This is a genomic window from Sphingomonas rubra (assembly GCF_900115745.1).
Lineage (GTDB): Bacteria > Pseudomonadota > Alphaproteobacteria > Sphingomonadales > Sphingomonadaceae > Sphingomonas > Sphingomonas rubra.
The window spans coordinates 35359-60745 of sequence record NZ_FOXP01000008.1; the positions used below are offsets into that span (position 1 = coordinate 35359).

General features: G+C 70.5%; 20 protein-coding genes and 1 tRNA gene. 10 read left to right on the forward strand and 11 right to left on the reverse strand.

The window, feature by feature from the left end; all coding sequences use genetic code 11:
* Positions 1-3: 3 nt before the first annotated feature.
* The 9 genes from BM145_RS10870 to BM145_RS10910 form a co-directional block, all read right to left on the reverse strand.
* A complete protein-coding gene (locus tag BM145_RS10870; protein WP_177200176.1) occupies positions 4-1485 on the reverse strand; it encodes an ABC transporter permease in 1482 nt (493 codons plus the stop codon).
* Positions 1485-2405 (reverse strand): ABC transporter ATP-binding protein, encoded by a 921-nt coding sequence (locus tag BM145_RS10875; protein ID WP_093333684.1) that lies wholly within the window; start codon positions 2403-2405, stop codon positions 1485-1487. Before BM145_RS10875 ends, BM145_RS10870 begins: the two co-directional genes overlap by 1 nt.
* A complete protein-coding gene (locus BM145_RS10880) occupies positions 2402-5986 on the reverse strand; it encodes an ABC transporter permease/M1 family aminopeptidase (protein WP_093333685.1) in 3585 nt (1194 codons plus the stop codon). Before BM145_RS10880 ends, BM145_RS10875 begins: the two co-directional genes overlap by 4 nt.
* A gap of 6 nt (positions 5987-5992) precedes the next feature.
* On the reverse strand, positions 5993-6913 hold the full coding sequence (locus BM145_RS10885) for an ABC transporter ATP-binding protein (protein WP_093333686.1): 921 nt from the start codon (positions 6911-6913) through the stop codon (positions 5993-5995).
* A gap of 26 nt (positions 6914-6939) precedes the next feature.
* Positions 6940-7953, reverse strand: coding sequence for a DUF2891 domain-containing protein (locus tag BM145_RS10890; protein WP_093333687.1), 1014 nt, complete (start codon positions 7951-7953; stop codon positions 6940-6942).
* Positions 7950-8849 (reverse strand): 5-oxoproline transporter, DUF979 family subunit, encoded by a 900-nt coding sequence (locus tag BM145_RS10895; protein WP_093333792.1) that lies wholly within the window; start codon positions 8847-8849, stop codon positions 7950-7952. The genes BM145_RS10890 and BM145_RS10895 overlap by 4 nt, the downstream gene beginning before the upstream one ends.
* Entirely contained in the window at positions 8846-9517 is a 672-nt protein-coding gene (locus BM145_RS10900; protein WP_093333688.1) for a DUF969 domain-containing protein, read from the reverse strand. The genes BM145_RS10895 and BM145_RS10900 overlap by 4 nt, the downstream gene beginning before the upstream one ends.
* Entirely contained in the window at positions 9517-9816 is a 300-nt protein-coding gene (locus BM145_RS16390; RefSeq protein WP_093333689.1) for a hydantoinase/oxoprolinase family protein, read from the reverse strand. The genes BM145_RS10900 and BM145_RS16390 overlap by 1 nt, the downstream gene beginning before the upstream one ends.
* 355 nt (positions 9817-10171) lie before the next feature.
* Positions 10172-10246, reverse strand: a tRNA-Gly gene (locus BM145_RS10910).
* 144 nt (positions 10247-10390) lie between these two features.
* Between BM145_RS10910 and BM145_RS16395 the strand changes: the two genes are divergently transcribed.
* The 6 genes from BM145_RS16395 (at position 10391) to BM145_RS10935 (ending at position 17933) form a co-directional block, all read left to right on the forward strand.
* Complete coding sequence (locus BM145_RS16395) at positions 10391-11167, forward strand: hypothetical protein (RefSeq protein WP_245739266.1); 777 nt, start codon at positions 10391-10393, stop codon at positions 11165-11167.
* Positions 11127-12626 (forward strand): Y-family DNA polymerase, encoded by a 1500-nt coding sequence (locus BM145_RS10915; protein WP_245739288.1) that lies wholly within the window; start codon positions 11127-11129, stop codon positions 12624-12626. The genes BM145_RS16395 and BM145_RS10915 overlap by 41 nt, the downstream gene beginning before the upstream one ends.
* Before the next feature lie 127 nt (positions 12627-12753).
* Complete coding sequence (locus BM145_RS10920) at positions 12754-16185, forward strand: error-prone DNA polymerase (protein ID WP_425441092.1); 3432 nt, start codon at positions 12754-12756, stop codon at positions 16183-16185.
* Between the two features lie 63 nt (positions 16186-16248).
* Entirely contained in the window at positions 16249-17142 is an 894-nt protein-coding gene (locus tag BM145_RS10925) for a tetratricopeptide repeat protein (RefSeq protein WP_093333691.1), read from the forward strand.
* Between the two features lie 4 nt (positions 17143-17146).
* Positions 17147-17743, forward strand: a complete 597-nt coding sequence (locus BM145_RS10930; RefSeq protein ID WP_093333692.1) for an LON peptidase substrate-binding domain-containing protein — start codon at positions 17147-17149, stop codon at positions 17741-17743.
* Positions 17744-17753: 10 nt separating this feature from the next.
* Positions 17754-17933, forward strand: coding sequence for a Trm112 family protein (locus BM145_RS10935; protein WP_093333693.1), 180 nt, complete (start codon positions 17754-17756; stop codon positions 17931-17933).
* A gap of 305 nt (positions 17934-18238) precedes the next feature.
* Here the strand turns inward: BM145_RS10935 and BM145_RS10940 are convergent, their stop codons facing one another.
* Complete coding sequence (locus tag BM145_RS10940) at positions 18239-18595, reverse strand: PilZ domain-containing protein (protein ID WP_093333694.1); 357 nt, start codon at positions 18593-18595, stop codon at positions 18239-18241.
* Positions 18596-18653: 58 nt separating this feature from the next.
* Positions 18654-19877, reverse strand: coding sequence for a UbiH/UbiF/VisC/COQ6 family ubiquinone biosynthesis hydroxylase (locus tag BM145_RS10945; protein WP_093333695.1), 1224 nt, complete (start codon positions 19875-19877; stop codon positions 18654-18656).
* A 114-nt stretch (positions 19878-19991) separates the two neighbouring features.
* On the opposite strand from BM145_RS10945, the gene BM145_RS10950 reads away from it, so the two are divergent.
* The 4 genes from BM145_RS10950 (at position 19992) to ribA (ending at position 25248) form a co-directional block, all read left to right on the forward strand.
* Positions 19992-22310, forward strand: coding sequence for an FtsK/SpoIIIE family DNA translocase (locus BM145_RS10950; protein ID WP_093333696.1), 2319 nt, complete (start codon positions 19992-19994; stop codon positions 22308-22310).
* A 100-nt stretch (positions 22311-22410) separates the two neighbouring features.
* Complete coding sequence (locus tag BM145_RS10955; protein ID WP_093333794.1) at positions 22411-23016, forward strand: LolA family protein; 606 nt, start codon at positions 22411-22413, stop codon at positions 23014-23016.
* A gap of 412 nt (positions 23017-23428) precedes the next feature.
* Positions 23429-24211, forward strand: a complete 783-nt coding sequence (locus BM145_RS10960) for an exodeoxyribonuclease III (protein WP_143090167.1) — start codon at positions 23429-23431, stop codon at positions 24209-24211.
* Entirely contained in the window at positions 24208-25248 is a 1041-nt protein-coding gene (gene ribA / locus BM145_RS10965; protein WP_245739267.1) for a GTP cyclohydrolase II, read from the forward strand. Before BM145_RS10960 ends, ribA begins: the two co-directional genes overlap by 4 nt.
* Positions 25249-25387: the final 139 nt, after the last annotated feature.

The window sequence follows — 25387 nt, forward strand, 5'->3', positions numbered from 1 at the left end:
CGATCAAGCCGGTCGCCGCATCATCCGGCTGAGGGCCGACAGGCTGGGCCGGCCGCCGCTCGCCAGCAGGCTGGCGCGGAACACCCGGCCGAGCGCCACCATCTCCAGCGCGACAAAGGCGGCGAGCAGCGCTCCCGCCCCCAGCACCTGCCAGGTCGGCACCCCGGTGCCGAGCCGCGCCAGGATCGCGAACGGCGTGTAGATCGGGATCCAGGTCAGCACCTGGACGCCGACCCCCTCCGACCCGCGCAGCACCGCCTGCACCAGCACCGTCACCGGCACCATGATGATGAGCAGCACCGGCGTCAGATAGCCTTGCGCGTCGCGCATCGATTCGGCCGTCGCCCCGATCGCGAGAAAGATCATCGCGACCATCACGTAGCCGAGCACGAAGAAGTACAGGATCGTGGCGATCGCGCCGACCGACGATACCGGCTCCAGCGCCGGGCGGATCATGTCCGCGATCGCGCCGTGAGTGGCGTAGGCGGCGAACAGGCCGCACGCCGCCCAGGTCGCGACCATCGACAGGCCGATCGCGACGGTGCCGACCAGCTTGCCGTACATCAGCTCGTCGGGGCTGACACAGGCCAGCATCGCCTCGATCAGCTTGTTGCTGCGCTCCTCCACCGATCCCTGCAGCATCCAGCTGCCCGACAGGATCAGCGACATGAGCAGGATATAGGCACTGGCGAGCGGCAGGATCGACCGGATCAGCGTGCGCTGACGGACGCTGTCGCGCGTCGGCGTCTGCACCGCGATCGCGGGCGTCAGCATCGCCGCCGCACGGGCGGTGGCGGGCGCGACGCCGCTCGCCGCCAGGTAGCGCGACTGGAGCTCGCGCCCGAGCACCTGCTGCACGGGCTGGACGAAGTCGGCCGAGGGCTGCCCGTTCGACCATAGGCGGACCAGCGGCGCCCTCCCGAACTCCGCGGGCACCAGCAGGGCATAGTCGAGCGGCTCCGCCTTGCCGTCGGGCCGCAGCAGCGGGCGGAGCAGCGCGTCGAGCCGGGCCGCGGGGGCGGCGGCGATGGCGGGCGGGACCGGCACCAGCGCGTAATCGGGTTCGGGTGCCACGAAGTCCGGCACCTCGGCGGGCTTGATCCGCCTGATCGCGGCGAGCGCACCGGACACACCGCCGGTGGCGGCGAAGCGGGCCACCTCCTCGTCGGTGTACCAGCGGTCGTGCCGCGCCCAGGTCGCACCGGGGTCCGCCGCTTCCAGATGGTGGCGATCGACGTAGCGCGACAGCGCGACCAGCACCCGGCGATCGTCGTCCAGCTTCAGCCGCCGGGCGATCGCCTGCGCGGTCTGGCCGCCGGTACGGTCGATCAGCATGACGCGCGTCGTCTCCGACCGGTCCATGAAGCGCGACGCCAGCGGCCCGATCGCGAAGGCGAGCGGCAGGATCAGCAGCGTCAGCCAGAAGCTGCGCGTGGCGGCGATCTGGCGGAACTCGCGCGCCGCGACGAGGAGGATGCGGGACATCACGAGCGAACCTCCGCCGAACCGACGATGCTGATGAAGACGTCGTGCAGCCCCGGCCGGTGCTGCTCGAACCGGCGCAGCGGCACGCCGCGCGCGGTACATTGCTGGAGCAGGTCGCCGGGGTCGCGCCCGGGCGAGAGTTCGACCCGCCACCGGGTCCAGCCGTCACCCGCATCGCCCTGCGCCGCCGTGCTCTCCACCCCGTCGAGCCCGGCAGGATCGGTGCGCGCGACCAGCTCCAGCCGCGCGGGCAGCATCGCCCTCGCCTCGTCCTGCGTTCCGTCGAACAGCTTGGCGCCGTGGGCGAGTAGCAGCAGCCGGTCGCACAGCCGCTCGGCATGTTGCATCACGTGCGTCGAGAACACGACCGCGGCGCCGCCGCGCGCGGCCCCGGTGATCTCGTCCTCCAGCAGCCCCTGGTTGACCGGGTCCAGGCCGGAGAACGGTTCGTCCAGGATCAGCAGGTCGGGCGCGTTGACGACGGCGGTGGCGAGCTGAACCTTCTGCGCCATGCCCTTGGACAGCTTGTCGACGTTGGTCTTCAGGTTCGCCGACAGGCCGAACCGGTCGAGCAGCGCGCGCGCCCGTACCCGCGCGTCGACCGCGCTCATTCCCTTCAGCCGGCCGAAATAGACCACGGTGTCGAGCGCGGTCATCGACCGGTACAGCCCGCGCTCCTCCGGTAGGAAGCCGAGCCGCCGGCCGACTTCGCGACCCGGCGCGTGCCCCAAGACCTCGATCGACCCGGCGTCCGGCCGGATGATGTCGAGCACCATGCGCAGCGAGGTGGTCTTGCCGGCGCCGTTGCCGCCGAGAAAGCCGAACACCTCGCCGGGCGGGACGGCGAAGCTGAGACCGTCCACCGCCGTGCGATCGCCGAAGCGCTTGACGACGCCGTCGAGGCGCAGGCTGTGGTTCACCGGGTAACCTCCACGACATTGTCGTCGCCGCTGCGATCGATGTACTTGTTGTACGGGTCGACGCCGACGAAGGCGGGCGCCCGCGCGGTGACGATGCGGACCTGCTGGCTGCCGCTGCGGATCGGGCGGCGCTCGAACCCGAGCACGTCGGCGCGCGAGAAGCCGCCGAAGCCGGGTCGCGCGGTGAAGGCGCCGACGTCGAAGCTGCCCGCGAGCGGCACGCGCCTCTCGTTGCCCTGCCCATCGGCGACGAACTTGTCGGCGTCGATGGTCAGCAGCGTTTCCCAGCGGCCATCGGACAGGCGACGCGTCGTCGCCTCCTTCGCCTTCAAGTCCCACAGCACGATCCGCTCGAACAGGTCGGCGACGAGCTGCCGCTCCTCCGGCGTCCGCGCCAGCGAGGCGAAGCCGGCGACGAGGTCGGTGGAGCGCGGATAGGGGCGCCCGCGGAAGCGGTAGCGGTCGAGCAGCGCCGCCAGCATGCGGTTGACGCGGTCCTCGCCGAGGCGATCCTGGAGCAGGTAGAGCGCCAGCGCACCCTTGTTGTAGTGGATGTACGCCTGGTTCTCGACGCGCATCAGCGGCTGTTCCTCGACCGCCTCCGACCGGCGGCCGCGCAGGTAATCGTCGAGCTCGTATTTCAGGAAACGGCGGATCTTGTCGGGGCCGTAGAGGTGCTTCATCACCATCAGCGTCGAATATTGCGCCATGGATTCCACCAGCAGCGTGCCGCCCTGCATGTCGGCGCTGATGATCTGGTGCGCCCAATATTGGTGGCCCAGCTCGTGCGCGGTGACGTAGGTGACGTAGTCGATATCGTCGGCGCGGCGCGCGTCGGCGATGAAGCCGATCTTCTCCGAATAGGGGATCGTGCCGGCGAACGCCTGCGCGAAGGTCGAGTAGCCGGGAAACTCGACGATGCGGGCATAGTCGAACTGGTATGGCCCGAAATTGCCGCGGTAATAGCTCAGCGTCGCCTGCATCGCCGTGAGCATGCGGCGGACGTTGAAGGCGTGGCGCGGGTCGTAATGGACCGACAGGCGCACCCCGTCCGCCAATCGCATCGCCTCCCGATAGCGCGCCGACTGGATCGAGAAAAAGGCGAGGATCGGCGCTTCCGACACGAAATGGGCGGTGCGGCGGCCGCCGGCGGTCACGTCCGCCACCTTGCGGCCGGGCGCGATCGGCACCTGATCGGCGTCGGTCGACAAGGTGATGTCGGAGCGGACCCAGTCGGCATGAACGTAGTTGCGCCACTGCGCCGCGCGGTCCTCCAATTTGGCGGGACGCAGCTCGGCAGGCAGCCCCTGTTTGCGGCGCTTGGCGCGGTCCTGGAGCAGGCCACTCTTGTCCATGCCGATCACCGGCGCGAACTCGCGGTTGTTGAGGAAGCTGCCGTTACCGACCAGGCGGGTGTCGTCGTCGTTGGCGGTGAAGCCGCGATCGATCCGCGCGGTGCGGAAGGCGACCGTACCGACCGCGCCGGGCGCGAGCGGACGATCGAAGCGGTAGATGCGGTACTGGAAGTCGCGATCGACCATCACCGGCTGCGCACCGAGGACGACCATGGCGACCAGCCGGGTGCGATCGTCCTGAAGGCGCAGGTGCAGGTCGCGCAGCGGCGCGCCGGTATCGTTGACGAAGACGTAGCGGCCCGCCACCGCCATCCGCCGCTCGGCCGGGTGGAGCGCGACGTCGAGCCGGATGTCGGTCAGCGTCGGTTGGCGAAGCGAGGCGTAGGGCAAGTATTTGCGCTCATAGGCGGCGATCCGCGCCTCCTGCTCGGACCCGCTGCGATAGGTGTTGAGCACGTTCATCTGGCGGTAGATGAAGGCCCCGCTCGCCAGGATAACGGCCAGCGCGCCCGCGAGCAGCACGCCCGGCAGCCCCCGCAGCCGCGCGGGTGCGAGCCGCAACCGGTGGGCGAGCTTCACGTCGGTGCCGCGGCGCCACAGCAGGTGCGCGGCGACGGCGAGCGCCAGCGCCCAGCCCGACCAGTAGAGCCGCAGCCACCAGCCCCGCGCGCCCCCGACCGCATCGCCGTTCATGTCCGACAGCGGCATCGAGCCCGTCGCCCCGTACAGGTAGAGCGGATGCTCCCAGCCGATCGTCGTGAACACGCTGGTCGCGACGAGGTAGGCGACCATCACCGCCCAGCCGACATATTTATTGGGGCTGAGCGCCTGGATGAAGACGGCGAGTACCGCGAGAAGGATGAAGTCGACCGCGAACGGCGCGACGTACCAGGCGAGATACTCGCCCGGCGCCAGATCGGTGACGCCGCGGAACAACTGCACCGCCATCGCGAGCAGCACCGACACCAGCAGCATTGCGACCAGCACGCCGGCGACCGCCAGCGTCTTGGGCACCAGATATCCCCAATTGGGCAGCGGCGTCGCGTCGACGATCTCGTTCATGCCGCGCTCGCGGTCACGCCACACCAGCTCGCCCGCGTAGTAGATGGCGATGATGATCGGCATCAGCGCGAAGGCGCCGGCCAGTTGGTCGATGATCGAGAAGGTGAGCGGATAGGTCGGCGTGCCGTAGCGCTCGCCCGCGAACAACAGCCGGGAGCCCGCGCTGAACAACCCGATCGCGAGCATGATGAGGAAGCCGGGACTGCGGAAGATCAGCGCCATCTCGAAGCGGGTGCGCGCGAGGAGCTGGACGCGGCGCACGCCCACCGGGTCGGTCGGCGGCAGCGTCGCCGCGACGCGCGGCTCGGTCGCGGCGAGCCGGGCGGCGCGGCGCTGCTCGCGGCGAAGGCGGCGCGGGGAGGCGCCGCGCTCGGCGAAGGAGAAGCGCGCGTACGCCAAGGCCAGCGCCAGGCTGCCGAGCGCGAGGCAGAGGAGCCGGTTCGCCGCCAGCACGCCGGCGAAGGCGGGCATCGCCGCATTCGCCTCCGCCGCCGTCCAGTAGCGGGTGACCCAGCCGAACGCGGCGTTGCCGAACGGTTCCAGATAGGCGACCGTCTCGCGCCACTCGGGCCGGGTGCCGGTGATGCCGACCAGCGCGAAGTACAGCACCAGAAAGACGATGACGCCCAAGTAGCTGTAGGTCATCGACCGCGTCGTCGTGGCGACCGCGAAGAACACGCCTGCGGTGAGAAACAGATTGGGCAGCGCGAGCAGGAAATAGGCGTAGAGATAATCGCCGAGGCGGTTGGGGCCGAGCGTCTCCGGATCGACCCATGGCATCAGCGAGCCGAGCCAGATCGCCAGCGGCACCGCCAGGAAGGCGATCGCGGCGGCGGCGAACGCACCCGCGAACCGGGCCAGCAGGTACGCCGCCTTGGTGACACGGGTCGATCGGACCATCGCGCCGAACCCGCTCTCGTCGTCGCGGACCACGACGTTGGCCACGAACGCGGTGGTCACGAACATGAAGAAGATCGACATGATCGTGTGCGTTCGCGCGAGCGCGGTGGCCGCGTTCTTGTGGACGTTGCCGCCGCTGCCGATCTGGATCTGGTCGATCGTCATCGACCCGAAGGTCAGGAGGAAGAACAGGATCGCGACGACCCAGAAGACGGGGTTCCTGAGCTGATAGCGCAGCTCGAACCGGGCGATCGCGCCGACCATGGCGGCTCAGCCCGCGATCGCGGGCGCGGCGGCCGCAGCCGGAACGACGCCGGGCGCGCGGCGCGAGCGGGCGAGCGTGGAGAAATACACGTCCTCCAGCCCACCCTCCGCCGGGCGGAAGCCGTCGCCGGGATCGTGGTCGGCCAGCACGTGGATGATCGTGCGCCCGGCGAACAGGCGGGTGGAGATCACCTCGTGCGCCCCGCGCGCGTCGTCCAGTTCGTCGCGGCCGATCGTCTTCGCCCACACCTGCCCCCGCGTCCGCGCGATCAAGTCCAGCGGTGCGCCCTCCAGCTGGATGCGCCCGGCGGCGAGCACCGCCATGCGCGGGCACAGGTCGGCGACGTCCTCGACGATGTGGGTCGACAGGATGACGACGACGTTCTCGCCGATCTCCGCCAGGAGGTTGAGGAAGCGGTTGCGCTCCTCCGGGTCGAGGCCGGCAGTCGGCTCGTCGACGATGATGAGGCGCGGGTTGCCGATCAGCGCCTGGGCGATGCCGAAACGCTGGCGCATGCCGCCCGAGAAGCCGGCGATCGCCTTTTTCCGGTGCGTCCAGAGATTGGTCTGGGCGAGCAGCGTCTCGACGGTGGTGCGGCGGTCGGCGGCGGAGGCGATGCCCTTCAGCACCGCCATGTGATCGAGCATGTCATAGGCCGACACGCGCGGATAGACGCCGAAATCCTGGGGTAGATAGCCCAGCGTCTCGCGCAGGCGTTCGGGCTGGGCGATGACGTCGATGTCGCCGAAGCGGATGGTGCCGGCGGTGGGCGTCTGCAACGTCGCGACGGTGCGCATCAGCGTCGACTTGCCCGCGCCGTTGGGGCCGAGCAGCCCGAACATGCCGGTGGGGATCGAGAACGACACCTCGTCCAGCGCGCGCGTGCCATTGGCGTAGACGTGGCTGACGCCGTTCAGTTCGAGCATAGGTCCCCCCGGATGTACCGGTGAAACTATCCGTTTCGTTCGGGAACGCAACACGCCGTCGCCAGCAGCGCGAAGCTGGCGAGCCAGTGGCCGCCCATGTAATCGTCGTCGAGGTGCGGCAGCCCCGCATCGAGGTGGCGGTCGGCGGCATCGGCCATCGCGGCGACCGCCGGATGCGCGGGGCCCAGCGCCGCGGCGATCGCGCGCCAGCACCAGGCGCGGCTGAGATTGAGGCCGTCGAGATGCGCGATCTTGCCGTCGCTGCGGTCGGAGACGTGCGCGGGGGCGAACAGCGTCGCCGGACGCCCCTGCGCCACGTCGGGCAGGAAGGCGTCGAACCAGGCGGCGAAGTCGGATGCGGGCAGCACCCGGCTCATCAGCAACGCCTCGGTCAGCGCGGAGGAGAGGAAATCGTCGCCCGACGGCTCCCACGCCTGGCAGCCGTGGTCGCCGCCGAACCAGACGCGGGCACGATCGTCGATCAACGCGACGAGCGCCGGGTCGCGCGTCACCGCCCAGTCGCGCGCGTGGACCAGCGCGAAGGCGGTGTTGGAATGGGTGCCGACGCGGATCGGATAGGTGAGCTTGGGCAGATAGCCCCGGAGGCGCTCGGCAAAGGCGGCGGCGAGCGGGGCGAGCGCGTCCCCCCAGGGCGCGTCGTGGCGCGCCGCCTCCGCCTGGAGGGCGAGCAGCCAGGCCCAGCCGTACGGCCGCTCGAACCCGGCGGTCATCGGCCGGTCGAGATAGGCCAGCTCGCCGGCGACCAGCGCCGGCGTCAGCATCGCGTCGGCACGGGCGGCGATCGTCGCTGCGGCGGGCAGGTCGGGGAACAGGCGGCGGATTGTCAGCAGTTGCCACCAGCCATGGACGCAGCTGTGCCAGTCGAAGCTGCCATGGAAGATCGGGTGCAGCGTGGCGGGCGCCGTTACGTCGTGCGGGCCGATGAGGATCTGGTCGAGCTTGTAGGGATATTCGCGGCCGACATGGTCGAGCGTCACGGCCGCGAAGCGGGCGGCGAGGTCGGGGGTCAGCGTCGTCATCGGATCACCCACCAGAGGAGCAGAATGTTGAACAGGAGGAGCGGCAGCGCGGTCGCCGCTTGCGCGCGGATCACGCCGTATCGGTCTTTCAGTTCGAGCAGCGCGGCGGGAACGATGTTGAAGTTCGCCGCCATCGGCGTCAGCAGCGTGCCACAGAAGCCGGCGAGCATGCCGATCGCGGCGACCGGCGCGGGATCGCCGCCGTAGTGGCGGACGAGGAGCGGGATGCCGACCGCCGCCGCCATCACCGGAAAGGCGGCGAAGGCGTTGCCCATCACAACCGTGAACAGCGCCATGCCGAGGCCGTAGGCGATCGTCGCGCCGAGCACGCTGCCGTCGGGGATCGCGCCGCCGACGAGGCCGCCGACGACCTCGCCGACACCTGCCAGCGCGAAGACGGCGCCGAGGCTGGCGAGGAGCTGCGGCATCACCGCGGCCCAGCCGATCTCGTCGAGCAAGCGGCGACCGGCGCGGACGCCCTCCACCGGGGTGCGGCGCAGGATCAGCCAGCAGAGCGCGAGCGCGAGGAGGACGCCCACCGCGAGCGCGACCAGCGTCACCTGGCCGGGATCGACCAGTGCCGGGACCTGCTTGAACAGCAGCGTGCCGCCGAGCGCGGCGGCCGGGATGACGAGCGCCAAGGCGAGGAGCGGCCCCTGCGGGCTCGTCGGCTCGACCGGTTCGCCGCGGCGCATCCGGCCGGAGGTGGCGACGGCGACGAGCGCGAGGACGAGCACGCCGTTGCCGACATCGCCGATCCGATCCCCGAAGAAGAACGACACGGCGAGCAGCGCGTGGAACAGCGCGTTTCCCCAGCGCCGGTCGGCCGCCCCGAGGATCGCGCAGGCGGCGAAGAAGCTGCCCGCGACGAGGTAGACGAAGCCGAGGCCGATCATCGGCTCGCCCCCGCCCTTACCCGCGCCCTCGCCAGCCCGCGGTCGAGCAGCCATAGCCGGACGCCGTGGATCAGGAAGGCGGCGATCGCGGTGGGGATCGCCCAGACCGACAGGTGGAACGGTTCGATATGGATGCCGTAGCCGTCGAGCACCCCCTTCATCAGCAGGATCGATCCGATCGCGATGAAGATGTCCTCGCCGAAGAACAGCCCGATATTGTCGGTAGCGGCGGCGAGCGCGCGGACCCGCTCCGTATCGGTGGCGCCCTGCCCCTCGGCGGCGGCCTCCGCCATCGGCGCGACGAGCGGGCGGACGGTCTGCGCATGGCCGGCGACGGCGTTGAGGCCGAGCGCGGCGGAGAGCTGGCGGAAGAGGAGGTAGCCGGCGAGCAGGCGACCGACGGTCAGCCCCTTGAGCCCGGCGACGAGCGAGCGGGCGCGGGCCTGCAACCCCGAGCGTTCCAGCAGGCCGATGACGGGCAGCACCATGTAGATGGCGGTGACGTAGCGCGTCTCGTTGAAGGCGTGGCCGAAGCGGGCGAGCACCGCCAGCGGGTCGAGCCCGGCGGCGAGCCCGGTCACCAGCGCCGCGACGACGATGACGAGCAGCGGGTTGAAGCGCAGCAGGAAGCCGAGCGCGATCACCGCGACGCCGGAGAGGACGAGCATCAGCGGGGGTCCTCCCAGGAACGGTCGCCCCCGCCTTTCGCCGGCTCCGCGGGTTCTTCCCTCTCCCGGTGGGAAAGGGAGGAAGCGCCACCAGGTGCGGAAGGATGAGGGTGACCGTAGCCGCCGCCCGCCGCCACCGTGTCGATCCGCAGCATCGGTGCCGACACGCGGACGCCGACGATCACCGCCTCACGCCGCCGCTCGAACCGGGCCGCCCACCGCGACACGTCGGTGAAGGGGCCACCGCGGCCGATGGCGATGCGGCGGATGGGAGACGGACGCAGGGCGGACGTGGCCATCCGCGGCCTATCGCAGCGCCGCCGATGCTTGTCGACCGATCCGGCCGAATCAATGATCGGCGATCGCCCGTCCAATCCGCGGGGCGGAATGCCGCGCGGCCGCCGATCATTTGAGCAGGCGAGGACGGAGCCCAGGATCGCCCACACCGCTTCCAGGGTCACTCGCGGAACCATCCGGCGATCTTGCGCGAGCAGCGCGCCCAACTGCCGGGGTCAGAATGAACGCCGAAACGACCACGTCGTCGATCACGATCATCGGCATGGGCAGGTGAGGCGTCTCCGCCTTCACCGAGGCGCAGCTCTCACGCCGATCGAAGCGCTACGGAGCGGATTTCATCCGTTCTCCGCAGATCGCTGGAGCGGGCGAAGGGATTCGAACCCTCGACCCCAACCTTGGCAAGGTTGTGCTCTACCCCTGAGCTACGCCCGCTCTGGCGCCGGGCCGGGCATCCTTCGTGGAGGCTCCCGGCGGGGTGAGCGGGGCCACTAGCAGCGACCTTTCGATCCCGCAAGCGACATGTTGGAGAAATTTCCCGCTTGGCGATTCCGGTATGAGAACATTACAAGAACACGGGTGAGCGACTCACCCCTCTCGATCGCCGAGTTGCGCCAGCTAGTCGCCGGCGGGGCCGCGACGCAAGCCGATCCACGGCCCGCCGACGCGTGGCGCCGGGGCGGGCTGGCGCGCGGGCAACTGCACGAGATCTACGCCGCCGAGGACGCCGACGGGCCCGCCGCGATCGGCTTCGCGGTGGCGGTGGCGCTTGCCGCCGGGGCGCTGCCGGTGCTGTGGCTGCGCACGGAAGGACACGAGGCGGCGACCGGGCGGCTGCACGCGACCGGGCTGCTGGAACTGGGACTGGCGCCCGACGCGCTGCTGCTGGTCGTGGTGCCCGACGAGGACGCCGCCCTGCGCACCGCCGCCGACGCCGCGCGCTGCGCCGGACTGGGGACGCTGCTGGTCGAGAGTCGCGGACGGGCGCCGGGACTGGACCTCACCGCGACGCGGCGACTGATGCTGGCGGCGGAGGCGTCGGGGGTGACCGTGCTCAGCGTGCGGGTCGGCGCGGCGGTGTGCCCCAGCGCCGCGGCGACGCGCTGGGCGGTGGCGGCCTGCCCCTCCACCGCGCTCGCCGCCGACGCGCCGGGTGCCCCTGCCTTCGAGATCGAATGCCTGCGCCGCCGCGGTGGCCCCGCGGGAACCCGCGCGCGCGTGGAATGGAACCGTGATGACCGATGCTTCGACGACCCGTCCTCCTACCAGGCGCCGCTGGCTGGCGCTGGTGTTCCCCTGGCTGTCGGTGGACCGGCTGCGCGCCGACCGGCCGCACCTGTTCGTCGGGCGGGGTGAACAGCCGCTCGCCCTGACCGAGCGGGTCGGCGGCGCGATCCGGCTCGCCGCACTCGACCGGTCGGCGCTGCTCGCCGGGCTCGTCCCCGGCCTGACGCTGGCCGACGCGCGCGCGCGGGTGCCCGAGCTGGAGGTGTTCGAGGCCGATCCCCATGCCGACCATGCCTGGCTGGAGCGGCTGGCGGACGGCTGCGCGCGCTACACGCCGACGGTGTCGCTGGCGCCGCCCGACACGCTGCTGCTCGATATCGCCGGCTGCACCCACGCGTTCGAGGGCGAGCGCTTCCTGGCCGCCGACGTGGAGGGGCGGCTGGCGCGGCGCGGCGTGATCGCCCGGCACGCGTTCGGTGACACGCCCGAGGTGGCGCACGCGCTCGCCCGCTACGCTGGCGCGCCCGCCCCCGACGAGAAGGGCGCGGTCAGGCGGCTGCCGGTGGCGGCGTTGGGCCTCGACGCGGACGACACCGCGGCGCTGGTCGCGGCGGGGCTGAAGACGGTGGGCGACGTAATGGCCCGGCCGCTGTCCGGCCTGGCGGCGCGCTTCGGCGAGGAGGCGGCGACGGCGGTGCGCCGGCTGTCGGGCGACACGCGCGCGCCGGTGGCCGCGCGGCGGGTAGCGATCCCGGTGGTGGTCGAGCGCCGCTTCGCCGAGCCGATCGCGCGCACCGAGTTCGCGCTGGCGGTGATCGCCGAACTCGCCGGCGAGGCGGCCGACATGCTGGAGCAGCGGCGCGAGGGCGGGCGCCGCTGGGAAGCGCGACTGTTCCGCGCCGACGGGCAGGTTCAGCGGCTGCGCGTCGAGACGGCCAGGCCGACGCGCGACGTGGCCGCGCTGATGCGGCTGTTCGCCGAGCGGATCGACGCGCTCGCCGACCCGCTCGATCCCGGTTTCGGCTACGACCTGATCCGGCTGGGCGTGGTGCTGGCCGAGCGGCTGGAAGGTAGCCAGCTGAAGCTGGAGGGCGGCCATGTCCGGGCCAAAGATCGGGAGGGCGAGGTTGGCGCGCTGGTCGACCGGCTGTCGACCCGGCTGGGCCGCGGCCGGGTGCGCCGCTTCGCGCCCCGCGAGAGCCACATTCCCGAACAGGCCGAGCTGATGCTGCCCGCGGCGCAGGCCCCTTCCCCCGCGCCAGACTGGCTGGCGACCGAGCCGGGCGAGCCGCCGCTCCGCCCCATCTACCTGTTCGATCCGCCACAGCCGATCGATTCGATCGCCGCGGAGACGCCGGATGGTCCCCCCGCCCGCTTCCGCTGGCGGCGCGCCGTCCACGACGTGGCGCGCGCCGAGGGTCCGGAGCGGATCGCGGGCGAGTGGTGGCGCCGCCACGACGCCCCCGTGCCGACGCGCGATTATTTCCGCGTCGAGGACCGCCGCGGCCGCCGCTACTGGATCTTCCGCCACGGGCTGTATGCCGAGACGGAGCGCCCGCGCTGGTACGTCCACGGGCTGTTCGCGTGACGGCCGGCCGCGTGCACCCACATCCGTCACCCCGGACCTGTTCCGGGGTCCACGGTCCCGCAGGAGCGGAGGACGCAGGTCATGCGGCACGGTGGCCCCCGGAACAGGTCCGGGGTGACGAAGATAGGTGGCCGGATCGACCATCGACGATTCAACACCGGAGCGACTGATCGTGACCGCCTACACCGAACTGGTCGCGGCGACCGCCTTCTCGTTCCTCGACGGCGCCAGCCAACCGAGCGACATGGTCGCCCGCGCAATCGAGCTGGGCCATGCCGGCATCGGCATCGCCGATCGCAACACGGTGGCGGGCGTGGTGCGTGCCTATGACGCGCTGTTGCGCGCGCGCACAGGCTCGCGCGGTATCCATCTGCCGCCGCTCGCCTTCAAGCTCGCGGTTGGTGCGCGGCTGGTGTTCGCCGACGGCACGCCGGATATCGTCGCCTACCCGTCGAGCCGCATCGGCTGGGGCCGGCTGACCCGACTGCTCACCATTGGCAACGGCCGCGCGCAGAAGGGCGGCTGCATCCTGGGTTTGGGAGACTTGATCGCACTCCATCGCGACCTGTTGCTGATCGTCCTTCCTGCCTCCACTGCACGGCCACAGGTACCGGTGGCTGGTGCCGAGTTACCGCCGCGCCGCGTCGATGCCGGCCTGTTCGCGACATTGCTGGCGGTGAAGCGACTGGATCCCACCGCGACATGGCTGGGCGTGACGATGCCGCGGCGCGGGCGCGACCGACGTCGGCTCGCCAAGATGGCGGACATGGCAGGCAGGGCCGGCGTGCCGCTGCTCGCGACCTGCGACGCGCAGTACGCGCACGCGGGCGATCGCGATCTGCACGATGTGGTTACCTGCATCCGCGAGGGCGTCGCCGTGCATGCCGCTGGTCGCCTGCTCGCCGCGAACGGCGAACGGCATCTGAAGGACGGCGAGGAGATGGCGCGCCTGTTCCGCGACCGACCTGATGCGGTGGCAGAGAGTGGCCGGCTACTCGGCCGGATCGGCTTCTCGCTCGACCAGCTCCGCTACGAATACCCGCACGAGCCTGTGCCGGGCGGTTGGGACCCGCAGGATTGGCTCGAACATCTCGTCTGGCAGATCGCGCTCGACACCTATGAGGACCGCGTTCCCGACAAGATGCGCGCGCTCCTTCATGAAGAATTCTATCTCATTCGCGAGCGGAAATACGCGTATTATTTCCTGACCGTGCACGACGTGGTGCGGTTCGCGCGATCATGCGAACCGGCGATCCTGTGCCAGGGGCGGGGATCCGCGGCCAATTCGGTGGTCTGCTACCTGCTCGGCGTCACCTCGGTCGATCCGATGAAGCACGATCTGCTCTTCTCGCGCTTCGTCTCCGCGGAGCGCGACGAGCCGCCCGACATCGACGTGGATTTCGAGCACGAGCGGCGCGAGGAGGTGATGCAGTACATCTATCGCCGCTACGGCCGCCACCGCGCGGCGATCGCGGCCACCGTGATCCATTACCGCCCGCGCAGCGCGGTTCGCGAGGTCGGCCGCGCGCTGGGCCTCAGCGAAGACGTGACGCAGCGGCTGACCAGCACCGTGTGGGGCAGCTTCTCCGACCGGTTCGGCACGGAGCGGTTCGAGGGCAGCGGCTTTGACCCCGCCAATCCGGAGATGGCACGGCTGCACGACTTGGTGAACCGGCTGCTCAAATTTCCCCGTCACCTGTCGCAGCACGTCGGCGGTTTCGTGCTGACGCAGGGCAGGCTCGACGAGATGGTCCCGATCCATAACGGTGCGATGGCCGACCGGACGTTTATCGAGTGGGACAAGGACGATATCGACGTGCTCGGCCTGATGAAGGTCGACATCCTCGCGCTCGGCATGCTGACCTGCATCCGCAAGGCGTTCGACCTGATGGAACGCCACGGCCTCGGTCGGCCCGCGCTCGACAGCGTCGCGGTCGACGAGCATCCGGCGGTGTACGACATGCTGTGCAAGGGCGACAGCATCGGCGTGTTCCAGGTCGAGAGCCGCGCGCAGATCAACATGCTGCCGCGCCTGAAACCACGGCAGCTCTACGACTTGGTCGTTCAAGTCGCGATCGTGCGGCCTGGTCCGATCGAGGGCGACATGGTCCACCCTTATCTACGCCGCCGCGCGGGCAAGGAGCCGGTCGTTTTCCCGTCGCCCTCACCCCGCCACGGCCCCCCGGACGAACTACAACAACTGCTTCGCTTCACCTACGGCGTGCCACTTTTCCAGGAACAGGCCATGAAGCTGGCGATCGTCGCCGCCGGCTTCACGGGGGATGAAGCCAATCAGCTGCGCCGCGCCATGGCGACGTTTCGTCACGTCGGCGGCATGGAGAATTTCCAAGCCAAGCTGGTGAACGGCATGGTCCGTCGCGGTTATCCGGCCGATTTCGCCGAGCGCTGCTACAAGCAGATCGAAGGGTTCGGCAGCTACGGTTTCCCGGAAAGCCACGCGCTGTCCTTCGCGCGGCTGGTCTACGTCTCGTCCTGGATCAAATGCTTTCACCCGGCGGTGTTCGGCTGTGCGATCCTCAACTCGCAACCGATGGGCTTCTATGCTCCCGCACAGCTCGTCCGTGACGCGCAGGAGCACGGGGTGGAGGTGCGACCAGTGGACGTGAACGCGAGCGGGTGGGACAACACGCTTGAACGATCTTTCGATGGGGATCTGACGATCCGCCTGGGACTTCGCCAGATCGACGGTTTCCGCGAGAGCTGGGCCGGGGCGATCGTCGCCGCCGCGCCCTTCGCCTCGATCGAGGATCTCGCCCGGCGCGCGTCGCTGCCGCGGCGCGCGCTCGACCTGCTCGCCGAGGCGGACGCGTGCCGATCGCTCGGTGCCGACCGGCGCGAGGCGGGATGGCAGGCGCGGCGCACGCCGCCACGACAGCTCGCGCTGTTCGCCGCCGCCGACGCGCCCGAACTCGGCGAGGAGGCCGACGCGCGGCTGCCGGCCATGCCCTTGTCCGAGCACGTTGCCGCCGATTACCGCGCGACGCGGCTGTCGCTGAAGGACCATCCGATGACCTTTCTGCGATCGCTATTCCGGTCGGAGGGCATCCTGTCGTCGGCGGAGCTAGACCGGCTGAAGGACGGTCGTCGCGCCTCGGTGGCGGGGGTGGTGCTGGTCCGCCAGCGGCCGGGCAAGGGCAATGCGATCTTCGTCACGATCGAGGACGAGTTCGGCATCGTCAACGGCCTGATCTGGGCGCGCGACTTCGAGGCGAACCGGCGCGCGGTGATGGCGTCGCGGCTGATGGTGATGCACGGCGTCGTGCAGCGGAGCGAGGAGGGCGTGATCCACCTGATGGCGGCGCGCGTCGACGACCGCACGCACGAGCTGCGCCGCCTGTCGGAGGACGTGACGTTCGAGCCCGAGTTCGCGCGCGGCGACGTCACCAACGCGCCCGCCTGCGTGATGCGCCAAGGCATCCGCCGCGCGCGCGACCTGCCCGTCGGCAGCACGGTGGCCAAGAGCCACGATCCGCGCGAGGCACGCCCAAGCCATCCCAGGGACGTCCGCATCCTGCCCAAGTCGCGGGACTTCCATTGAGGCCGCCCCGCGCCCACATAGCGGCGTAACGAACAACGGGAGCAGCACTTGGCCACCTTGGGTATGACCGCCGCCGACAAGGACGCGGTGACGGCGTTCCGCCGCGACGTCGTCGAGCCGTCGATGACGAGCCTCGTCATTATCGATTTCTGGGCGGAATGGTGCGGGCCGTGCAAGGCGCTGACGCCGGTGCTGGAGAAGGTCGCCGCTGCTTATGCCGACAAGGGCGTGGTGCTGGCCAAGGTCGACACCGACAAGAACCAGTTCATCGCCTCGCAATTCCAGATCAAGTCGATCCCCACCGTCTACGCGATGTTCCAAGGCCAGTTGGTCGCCGACCTGACGCCCGCGCGGACCGAGAGCGCGCTCCGCACGATGCTCGACCAGTTGTTAAAGCAGCTGCCGATCAAGTCCGCCGCCGCCGACGAGGCGGCCGAGCTGGAACCGCTGATCGCGATGGGCGAGGAAGTGCTGGCGGAAGGCGACGCTGAGCGCGCGCTGGGCATCTTCGCGCAGTTGGTCGAGATGGCGCCGGAGAACCCGGCGGTCCTGTCGGGCCATATCCGCGCGCTGGTTGCCGCCGGCCTGCACGACGAGGCGGACGCGGCGATCGCGGCGCTGCCCGAGGGCGTGAAGGACGCCGGGATCGATCGCGCCAGGGCGGCGCTCGACCTCGCCCGGTCGGCGCCGGTGATGGAGGATTTCTCCGGCCTCGCCGCCGAGGTCGCCGCCAGCCCCGACGATCATGCCAAACGCTTCGATCTCGCCAACGCGCAGATGGCGGCGGGCGAGCGCGATGCCGCTGCGGACAATTTCCTCCACATCGTCGCCGCCGACCGCGACTGGAACGAGGGCGCGGCGCGCGCGCAGCTGCTGAAGCTATTCGAGGTCGTCGGGCTGATGGACCCCTGGGTCTCTGCGCAGCGCCGCCGTCTCTCCGCGGCGCTGTTCGGCTAGCCCCATGCGGCTGTCGATCTTCCCGCTGCCCGGTGCGCTGCTCTTCCCGGGGCTGCACCTGCCGCTTCACATCTTCGAGCCGCGCTACCAGGCGATGATCTCGGACGCGATGGCGCGCGACCGGCGCATCGGGATGATCCAGCCGTCCGACGACGAGGACGGCCTCTACGCGGTCGGCTGCATCGGCCGCATCGTCGAGGTCGAGGCAATGGAAGACGGTCGCTACAATCTGGTGCTCGAAGGCGTGTCGCTGTTCCGCATCCTACGCGAGCTGGAGGTGACGACGCTGTTCCGCCAGGTCGAGGCGGAGCTGATCGCGCTGCCCTCCCCCGACGACCTCTCGCTCGGCCGCCGCGCCGCGCTGGAAGCGGAGTCGCGCCGGTTCGCCGACGCCGCCGGTTACGCGGTCGACTGGGACGCGGTCGCGCGGCTCGACGACGAGAGCCTGGTCAACGGCGTCGCCCAGATCGCGCCGTTCGACGCCGCCGCCAAGCAGGGGCTGCTGGAGGCGGAGGGGATCGAGGCAAGAGCCGAATTGCTGATCCAGCTGATGCGCTTCTTCGGCCGCCACGACGGCGAGGAACGGGTGACGCTGCAATGAAGGCGGGACAATGACCATCGATCCGTGGCTGCTCGAGCGGCTGGTCTGCCCGGCGACGCGCACGCCGCTCCACTATGACGAGGTGGCAGGGGAGCTGGTGTCGGAGGCGGCGGGCCTCGCCTATCCGATCCGCGACGGCGTGCCGGTGATGCTGGTCGAGGAAGCGCGGCGGCTGGAGGATCGGGGCTGAGGCTCGGCTAGAGTCGAACTCGATCGCCTCTGGTCGTCTTCACCCTTCGCCGCCTTCGGCGTCTTTCCCGCTGCTGGGAGGGACGGAGCAGCGCCGCTGCGGGAGGGTGACCAACCCTGATCGACATCGATTCTCGTACAGCGCCATCCATCGCCGCGCTGGGCCTTCGAGCTCTACAGAACCGCCTCATTCACCGTCATGCTAGGCTCGACCCGGCATCCATGGGGCTACCTACTCCGCCGTTGCTCGTGCGGAGCCATGGCCCCCGGCTCAAGGCCGGAGTGACGAAGGTTCATTGAACGCGATCACGCCCGCTTGCGGTAAGCGTGATCGATGTCGGTCATCCACCCGGCTCCTGCCTTGAGGCCGCGACCCCGCGGCTTGCGGGCCGCCTCCAGGTCAATGCTGCGGTGGAATCGGAGGCCGGCGAGCGAGGGCTTGGCCCACATCACTTCGGCGACCAGCGCTTCCAGTTCGCCCATCGTCACCAGAACCGTGCTGCCGACGATCAGGTCGCCGTCATTGTCGACGCAGGCACCGCGTACCGACAGGTTACGGACCCGGCGTTCGACCACCAGGCCATCGACGTCGATCATCGCGCGCAAGATCACGCCGCTGCGCTTGTCACGTTCCGTTCCGGCTTCTGGGGCGTGGTCCGTCATGCCTTGTCGCATCGCAGGTAAAGGCTAACGCCGTCCTAACGACGCGTCGATCCGCTGGTCAGATCGCCGTGCCCTGCAACAAACGCGGCAGCGCCCCGCTCTCGCCACGCGCCTCGGCCATGAAACGGTTCTTGAGCGGCGCGATCAGGTCCACCGCACCGATCCCGAACCGGCGCACCGCGCTCGCCGTACGCCCCCGGATGCCGAACAGCCGGGTCAGCGTATCGGTCGCCGCCGCCACCGCCAGCGTGTCGAGCCCGCGCCAGCGGCCGTAGCGGGCGAGCGGTTGCGCGTCGCCCAGGTCGAGGCCGAGCCGCTTGCCCTCCACCAGCACCTCGGCGAGCGCGGCGACGTCGCGGAAGCCCAGGTTGAGCCCCTGCCCCGCGATCGGGTGGATGCCGTGCGCCGCATCGCCGACCAGCGCCAGCCGATCGCCGACGATGGTGGCCGCGTGATGGAAGCCGAGCGGGTAGCTGGCGCGGGGGCTCGGCGCCGACAGACTGCCCAGGAAACCACCCATCCGCGCCTCCGCCTCGGCCAGGAAGGCGCGGTCGCCGAGCTTCGCCAAGCCGGGGCCGTTGCGCGCCTCCACCGACCAGACGATCGCGGAGCGGTGGCCGATCTCGTCGTCCGGCAGCGGCAGCAGCGCGAAGGGGCCGGCGGGATAGAAGATCTCGAAGGCGACACCCTCGTGCGGGCGCTCGTGATGGAAGGCGCCGACGATCGCGTGATGGTCGTAGGACCAGCGCGCGACGCGGATGCCCGCCGCCTCGCGCGTCGGCGAGTTGCGCCCCTCGGCCGCGACCAGCAGGGGCGCGCGCACCGTCGTGCCGTCGGTCAGCGTCGCGACCACGCCCGCGGAGCCGCGCTCGACGGTATCGGCGCGCGTCAGCATGCGCAGATCGACGAGCGGCGAGGCGGTGGCGGCGTCGAACAGCGCGCGGCGCAGCAGCTTGTTCTCGTACATCGTGCCCAGCGGATCGTCGTCGGCGTCGGGCACGAAGTCGAGCTTGCCGGGCGCCAGCCCGTCGCTCACCCGGATGTGGCGGATCGGACAGCCCTGGCCGGCGATCGCCGCGCCCACGCCGATCGCGTCGAGCATCCGGCCGCTCGCGCTGGCGATGGCGGAGGCGCGCCCGTCGAACCCGGCGGCGAGCGTCACCGCCGGATCGGCGGGATCGACGACGATGCTGGTCACGCCGGAGGCGGCCAGCGCCAGTGCCAGCGTGGTGCCGACGAGCCCACCGCCCAGGATGATGACGTCGGTCGATGCTTGGTTCATGGGGTCGTCCTACCGGTCGCGGGCAGGCCTGCCAACTCGCCCGCTGCTTGACGGGGTTAACGCGAAAGCCGATGATTCCGCCCGGGCGTTTTTGTGACATTCGAAGGATTGGGGATGGCGAGCCAGGCGCAGCCGGTCTTGTGGCGCGAGACGGTGAAGGCGGGCGCGGTGCGCAGCGGCGCGGTGATCGCCGCGGCGATGCTGTTCGTCGCGACGCTGCTCGTCGCCCTGGCGCTGGCGAGCTACCATCCCGGCGACCACGCGATCAACACCGCCTCCGGCGACGCGGTCGGCAACCTGCTGGGCAGCCCCGGCGCCTGGATCGCCGACCTGCTGCTGATGCTGTTCGGGCCGGCGGTCGCGCTGCTGCTGCCGGTCGGCCCGATCGTCGCGTCGCGATTGTGGCGCGACCTGCCCGCGGGCCGCTGGGCACGGATGCTGCGAGGGGCGATGCTGGGCGTCGCGTTGATGGCCACCGCCCTCGCCTTCGTGTCGGCGGCGTCGGTGCTGGCGCTGCCCGCCGGCTGGGGCGGGCTGGTCGGCCTCGCCGCATCGGGCGCGGTACGCTGGGTGCTGCTGCTGGTCGGCGAGCCGGTGGCCGAGTTGTGGGCGGCGCGCGGCGTCGGCCTGGCCGCGGGGGTCGCAGGCGTGATCGTCTGGGCGCGCAGCCTGGAGATCGCACTGGGCGAGCGGCGCTGGCGCTTCCGCCGCCGCCGCGACGGCGCCGTGGTGCGCGAGGAGGACGATTACGACGGCTACGCGGAGGAGGAAGAGGAGCCGCTGACGCTTACCCGCAAGCCCGTCACCCCGCGTACAGAGGCCGAACCCGAACCCCGCCCCGCGCCCGTCATCGCCGACCGCCAGGCGGCACCCTCGCTCGCGCCGCCGAAGCGCACGCAGGAAGGGCGTGACCATAATGCCTTGCCCTACGCGCTGCCCGGCCTCGACCTGCTCGTTCCCGCGCCGCCCTCCGCCGGCAACGTGATCGACAAGGCGGCGCTGGAGCGGAACGCGCGCCTGCTGGAAACCGTGCTCGACGACTTCAACGTCAAGGGCTCGATCATCGAGGTGCGGCCCGGCCCGGTGGTGACGATGTACGAGCTGGAACCGGCGCCCGGCATCAAGGCCAGCCGCGTGATCGCGCTGGCCGACGACATCGCGCGCAACATGTCGGCGGTGTCGGCGCGCGTCGCGGTGATCCCCGGCCGCAACGTCATCGGCATCGAGCTGCCCAACGCCAAGCGCGAATCGGTGTCCCTGCACGAACTCGTCGGCTCGCAGTCGTTCGAGGACCAGTCCGCGCAGCTGCCGATCATCCTGGGCAAGAACATCGCGGGCGACGCCGTCATCACCGATCTCGCGCCGATGCCGCACCTGCTGGTCGCGGGCACCACCGGATCGGGCAAGTCGGTGGGGCTCAACTGCATGATCCTGTCGCTGCTCTACCGCCTGACGCCCAGCCAGTGCCGGATGATCATGATCGATCCGAAGATGCTGGAACTCAGCATGTACGACGACATCCCCCACCTCCTCTCCCCGGTCGTCACCGATCCGGCCAAGGCGGTGCGCGCGCTTAAATGGGCGGTGGAGACGATGGAGGACCGCTACCGCCAGATGTCGTCGGTGGGCGTCCGCTCGCTCGCCGGCTTCAACGACAAGGTGCGCGCCGCCAAGGCCAAGGGCCAGCCGCTCGGCCGCCGCGTCCAGACCGGCTACCACCCAGATACCGGCGCGCCGATGTACGAGGAGGAGAAGCTCGAATACGATCCGCTGCCGCAGATCGTCGTCATCGTCGACGAGCTCGCCGACCTGATGATGACCGCGGGCAAGGAGGTCGAGTTCCTGATCCAGCGGCTGGCGCAGAAGGCGCGCGCGGCGGGCATCCACCTCATCATGGCGACGCAGCGGCCGTCGGTGGACGTCATTACCGGCGTCATCAAGGCCAACCTGCCGACGCGCATCTCCTTTCACGTCACCAGCAAGATCGACAGCCGCACCATCCTGGGCGAGCAGGGCGCCGAGCAGCTGCTGGGCCGCGGCGACATGCTGTACATGCCCGGCGGCAAGGGCATCGTCCGCGTCCACGGCCCCTTCACCAGCGACGACGAGGTGCGCGCGGTGGCCGATCACTGGCGTGCGCAGGGGCAGCCCGACTATATCTCGTCGGTCACCGAGGAGCCGGCGGAAAGCTTCGCGCTCGACGGTGCGCCGACCGGCGAGGATTCGGCGGAGGACCAGCAATATCGCCAGGCGATCCAGCTGGTGTGTGAATCGCAGAAGGCATCGACCAGCTGGCTCCAGCGCCAGCTCCGCATCGGCTATAATTCGGCGGCACGGCTGATCGAGCGGATGGAGTCGGACGGCATCGTCGGCCGCCCCGACCATGTCGGCCGGCGCGAGGTGCTGCGCGACACCGACGGCCACGCCATCTGACCCCCCCCTGCCCTGGTCCGCGTTTCCGGGCGGGTGTCGGCGCCGGGTTCAGTGCGCGTTCAATCCCGTGCGGCCAATCGTCGCGCCCGAGGAGTTTTTCATGATCCGTTCCGCCCTGCTCGTCCCCTTCGCGCTCGTCGCCGCGGCGCCCGCCTCCGCGCAGGAGGCGGACCTGGCCTCGGTTCAGCGCTTCCTGCGCGGCGTCACCACGATGACGGCCGATTTCAGCCAGACCGACCGTGCCGGCAAGGTGCTGACGGGCACGCTGACCTGGAAACAGCCGGGCAAGATTCGCTTCCAGTATCAGAAGGGCGTGCCGCTGCTGATCGTGGCGGAAGGGGGGGCGCTGACCTTTATCGATTATTCCGTCCGGCAGGTGCAGCGCTGGCCGATCCGCAACTCGCCGCTGGGCGTGCTGCTCGACCCGAGCCGCGACCTGTCGCAGTTCGCCCGCGTGGTGCCCGGCGACGATCGGCTGATCTCGGTCGAGGCGCGCGATCCCAACCATCCCGAGTACGGCCGCATCACGCTCGTCTTCGCGCGCAACGCGGCCGGGCCGGCGGGGCTGACGCTGCAGGGCTGGGTGGCGCTGGACAGCCAGAACAATCGCACCACCGTGCGCCTGTCGAACCAGCGCTACGGCAGCGCGGTCGCCGACAACAGCTTCCGCTGGACCGATCCGCGGCGCAGCGCGACGCCGCGGTGAAACGAAGCGTTGCCGACGTGCAGGCCTCGTCATTCATCATCGCGACAGGTTGGCGCGGGTAGAGCGTTTCTCGCGGATGAGGGGCGGTTCGGGATTTCCCCCCTGTTGCCTGGACGGCTTCCTTGTCCCGCCTGCGTGACGAACGCTGAGTCGGCCCTCGTTCCATGCCCCCGGAGCGAGGGCCTTTTCATGCGCAGGGTGGAGCCGCCAAGGCGGCAACCACCCGAGCACGGCCGGCGTCGCTCAAGCGACGTCCGACGACGCGGCTTCGCCGCGGCGCCGTTATCCGACCACCACTCACCTTGGGCGAAGTCGAAGGGCATACAGCGAACGATGCGCCGCTGGCCTGTGCTTCGACTGCGCTCAGCACGAACGGATTGATCTGGCGTCATCCTGGGCTAGATCGCCTTCCGTGAAGATCGCCTCCTGGAACATCAACTCGGTGCGGTTCCGCATCGACATCGTCACCCGCTTCCTCGCCGAGGCGGCGCCCGACATCCTGTGCCTGCAGGAGACCAAGGTGATGGACGAGGCGTTCCCGCACGACGCGTTCCGGGCGCTCGGCTACGACCACGTCGTGATCCACGGCCAGCGGATGCATCACGGCGTCGCGATCATCGCCCGCGAGCCGCTCCACGAGGACGACCGGCTCGACTGGCAGGCGAACCGCGAGGCGCGGCACGTCGGCGTGCGGCTGCCGAACGGGGTCAGGCTGGAGAACGTCTACGTGCCCGCGGGCGGCGACGTGCCGGACCGGGAGGCGAACCCCAAATTCGGCCAGAAGCTGGACTTCGTCGAGCGGATGACGCGCTGGTCCGAGGCGCTCGCCGTGCCGACGCTGCTGATGGGCGATTTCAACATCGCGCCGCTGGCGAGCGACGTGTGGAGCCACAAGCAGCTGCTCGGCACCGTCAGCCATACGGCCGTGGAGGTCGAGGCGCTGGACCGGTTGCAGGCGGCGGGCGGCTGGGTCGATCTCGGCCGGCATTTCCACCCGGCGCCGGCGCGGCTGTTCACCTGGTGGAGCTACCGCGCCAAGGACTGGGCGGCGTCCGATCGCGGGCGGCGGCTCGACCATCAATGGGCAACGCCCGACGTCGCGGCGGCGGCGACCGGGCACACGGTGTTCGAGGATTGCCGCAGCTGGCTGAAACCGTCCGACCACGTGCCGATCATGACCGAGTTCGCCTGGTGAGCGATCCGCGGGCGGCGGCGCGGGCGATCGACGCGATCCGGCGCGGCTGGCCGGTCGCGGTGGGGCCGCTCGGCCTGCTGGCGGTGGAGACCGCCGACGCGGCGGCGCTGGCGGCGTTCGGCGGCACGGGCGACGTGCTGATCTCCGCCGGGCGCGCGGCGACGCTGAAGCTCGCCAACCAACTCGAAGCCGCGGACCCGGACGCGCCGGTACTGGTCGAGCGCGCGCCCTGGCTGGACGGCGACGCGGCGCGGGCGCTGGCCGACCCGGCGCTCGACCTGGCGACGCCGCTGAAGGGGCCGTTCCGCGCGATCCCCCTCGCCCATCCGGAAGAGGCGGGCGCAGCGCTGCGGCTGGCGCGGGTGGCGGGGCTGCTGCCCGCCTTCTTCACCGGCGGCGGCGGCGCGGAGGCGACGATCGCCGCCGCCGACCTGGACGCGCATCAGGCACCCGCGCCGCTCAGGATCGCGACGCGGGCGCGGCTGCCGGTGGCGGGGGCGGAAGACGCCGAGATCGTCGCCTTCCGCGCGCCCGATGCGGGCGACGAGCACGTCGCGCTGCTGATCGGCCAGCCCGACGGCGCGGCGCCGCTCGTCCGGCTGCACAGCGAGTGCCTGACGGGCGACGTGCTCGGCAGCCTCAAATGCGATTGCGGGCCGCAGCTGGACGCGGCGATCGCGGCGATCCGCTCCAGCGGCTGGGGCATCCTGCTCTACCTGCGCCAGGAAGGGCGCGGGATCGGACTGGTCAACAAGCTGCGCGCCTACCGGTTGCAGGACCAGGGGTACGACACGGTGGACGCCAACACGCGGCTGGGCTTCGCGGTCGACGCGCGCGATTTCGGGGTGGCGGCGCGGATGCTGCACCTGCTCGGCCAGCACCGGGTACGGCTGTTGACCAACAACCCGGCCAAGGTAGCGGGACTGGCGGCGGCGGGGATCGCGGTGACCGAGCGGGTGCCGCACGCGCTGCCGGCGAACCCGCACAACGAGCGATACCTCGCGACCAAGCGGGACCGGACGGGGCACCAATTGTAAGGTGCCGAAGTTCACGGTTGCTTGACTCGATTGACCCCCAGGACGAAACACGCGGGGTCGATCGTTTCCGATCGTGCAATAATGAGAAAGAGCGGCGTGGATCTTGTCCGCTGTCTGTAGCTGATTTGGGGTTTGTAGG